2 protein-coding genes and 1 rRNA gene (1 of these 3 cut by a window edge) are annotated in these 2,500 nt (G+C 61.2%); 1 reads left to right on the top strand and 2 read right to left on the bottom strand.

Annotated features, from left to right (window positions below; translation table 11 throughout):
* Both GJV64_RS09315 and GJV64_RS09310 read right to left on the bottom strand, forming a co-directional pair.
* Positions 1-793, bottom strand: a 16S ribosomal RNA gene (locus GJV64_RS09315) (it extends 694 nt beyond the left edge of the window).
* Between the two features lie 684 nt (positions 794-1,477).
* Positions 1,478-1,897 carry a CBS domain-containing protein gene (locus tag GJV64_RS09310; RefSeq protein WP_164156977.1) on the bottom strand — a complete coding sequence of 140 codons (420 nt, stop codon included), beginning with the start codon at positions 1,895-1,897 and terminating at the stop codon, positions 1,478-1,480.
* Positions 1,898-2,020: 123 nt separating this feature from the next.
* Here GJV64_RS09310 and GJV64_RS09305 point away from each other — a divergent pair, with 123 nt between their 5' ends.
* The gene (locus GJV64_RS09305; RefSeq protein WP_164156976.1) at positions 2,021-2,314 is read left to right on the top strand and encodes a hypothetical protein; all 294 of its coding nucleotides are present in this window, start codon (positions 2,021-2,023) and stop codon (positions 2,312-2,314) included.
* The last annotated feature ends 186 nt before the right edge of the window (positions 2,315-2,500 follow it).

The raw sequence follows: 2,500 nt of genomic DNA, 5'->3' as shown, positions 1-2,500 counted from the left end.
GAGCTCTAAGAGCCCCGACAGCTAGTTCTCATCGTTTACGGCGTGGACTACCAGGGTATCTAATCCTGTTTGCTCCCCACGCTTTCGTACCTCAGCGTCAACAACGGTCCAGTGAGCCGCCTTCGCCACTGGTGTTCTTCCGAATATCTACGAATTTCACCTCTACACTCGGAATTCCACTCACCTCTCCCGTGTTCGAGCCATCTAGTTTCAAAGGCAGTTCTGGGGTTGAGCCCCAGGCTTTCACCTCTGACTTGAATGGCCGCCTACGTACGCTTTACGCCCAGTGATTCCGAACAACGCTAGCCCCCTCCGTATTACCGCGGCTGCTGGCACGGAGTTAGCCGGGGCTTATTCTCCCGGTACGGTCATTATCATCCCGGGTAAAAGAGCTTTACAACCCGAAGGCCTTCTTCACTCACGCGGCATTGCTGGATCAGGCTTTCGCCCATTGTCCAATATTCCCCACTGCTGCCTCCCGTAGGAGTCTGGGCCGTGTCTCAGTCCCAGTGTGGCTGATCATCCTCTCAGACCAGCTAAGGATCGTCGCCTTGGTGAGCTTTTACCTCACCAACTAGCTAATCCTACGCGGGCTCATCCAAAGGCGATAAATCTTTGGCCTTTCGGCATCATACGGTATTAGCACAAGTTTCCCTGAGTTATTCCGTACCTTTGGGCAGATTCCCACGCGTTACGCACCCGTGCGCCACTAAGCCCGAAGGCTTCGTTCGACTTGCATGTGTTAGGCATGCCGCCAGCGTTCGTTCTGAGCCAGGATCAAACTCTCAAGTTCATGCGACCGATATTGGCGGGGAAAACCACCACTACCGACCGACGTTCAGGAGCTTATTCTGTCTGCACAACATCACTGACATACCGGCAAAAAGCCGGTGTGCTTGTGGTATTGAGACATATAAGCTTCGGTTTTAACCACGGTATCCAGGGCCTGAACCCCCGAACCGTGGACCGCCGCCCACATGTCCCTTCATATAACCTACGATGTCAAAGAGCGACGCTGACCTATCCCCTGGTTGCCCAGGTTCCTGACCCGCATCTTGTCCGATGTCGGCGGCGAGCGCTTTGCCCTTGGTCAAACCAGAGGGCGGTGGGCTCGTCGTCGGCGACGGGGGCGGCTTATGGTCCGCTCGGAAGCACCCGTCAACAACTTTTTTCACCGTGTTTTGCAGACTGCAAAACCACCGGAATTCCCGGCACCGCAATGATTGTCCGCCCACTTTGTCGGTGGGTCAAGCTGACCGTTGCTGTTGTCTTGGCTTTCGGCACCGAGCGGGGCTCGACGTCGGCCGGGAGCGCTCGTCTATGGGGGCAGCCCCGGCGGCGCAAGGGATTTTTTGCGGAATCATGAAATTTTCTGTCGCTTCCTTGGAAGAAGCAAAGCCTGGCTCTGTCCGAATGCCTCCGCATCCCCCGAATCGCCGAGGGATCGCCCATTCACGGGATCGGCCAAGCGCGGCGCTCAGCTGGCGATATAGTGTTTCAGCTCCTGCGCCTCGGCTTCGGCTTCCTCGATTCGGGCCTTCACCAGGTCGCCGATCGACACCACGCCCAGCACCCGGCCATCCTCCACGACCGGCAGGTGGCGGAATCGCCGGTCGGTCATGATTCCCATCGCGTCGCACACACTCATGTGCGGGCCGACGGTTTCCACCGGCGCCGACATCAGGTCGCGCGCACATTCATCCAGAATCGCCCGGCCGTGGGTGTGCAGGCAGCGCACGATGTCACGTTCGCTGACCAGGCCGACGATCGCTGCTCCCTCCATCACCAGAACCGCACCGATGCGGTGTTCGTGCATCAGGGCCAATATGCTGCTCAGGCTGGCATCGGGCGCCACGCTCACCACCGGCGGCTTGCCCACGAGAATCGAACCGATCATGATCCGCCTCTCCTTTCATCGTCCGGCCGGATGGCGCATAGCCCCGGCGAGGGCGACATGATGCGCCCATTGGACCGGAAAGCAAAGCCGCGACCCGAGATTCGCGCAGGCAAGGGCGGAACAATGCCACGGCAGACGGCAGCAACACCCTGGGCGCCCGTGTGGCGGCTGATGCGCCTGTGCCTGGGCGTGGGCGTGGTGGCGACGGGGTGCGCCTATGCCTGGCTGTGGCACGATGGGGCACCGATGCGCTGGGAACTGCTGCTGGCAGTGGCCGGCGGCATCTGCGGCACGCTGCTGCTCACCGGCGCGCTGATGGGCCTGTTGTTCGTGTCGAACCGGTCCGGCCACGATGCGTTCGTGGCCAGTGGCGACCCGCCGGACGCTGACCGCCCGGATGCTGACAACAACAGCTGAGCGGAACGTCACTCAATCAGCGGCGGACTCAATCGGCAGCAGGTTCGCCCACGGGCTTGCGGGTGCGCGGGCGACGGCGCGGCGCGGTGTCGCCAGATTCGGCAGCCGTGTCGGCAGCGGCTTCGGCCGGCGCTTCGGCAGCCTCGGCCGTGCGCTCGCGCTTCAGTCCCAGCCGACGACCGGCTT

It is taken from the genome of Sandarakinorhabdus rubra (assembly GCF_010994245.1).
GTDB lineage: Bacteria > Pseudomonadota > Alphaproteobacteria > Sphingomonadales > Sphingomonadaceae > Sandarakinorhabdus > Sandarakinorhabdus rubra.
Note: the sequence above shows the minus strand (reverse complement) of the source record. Positions and strands in the feature narration are given on the sequence as shown.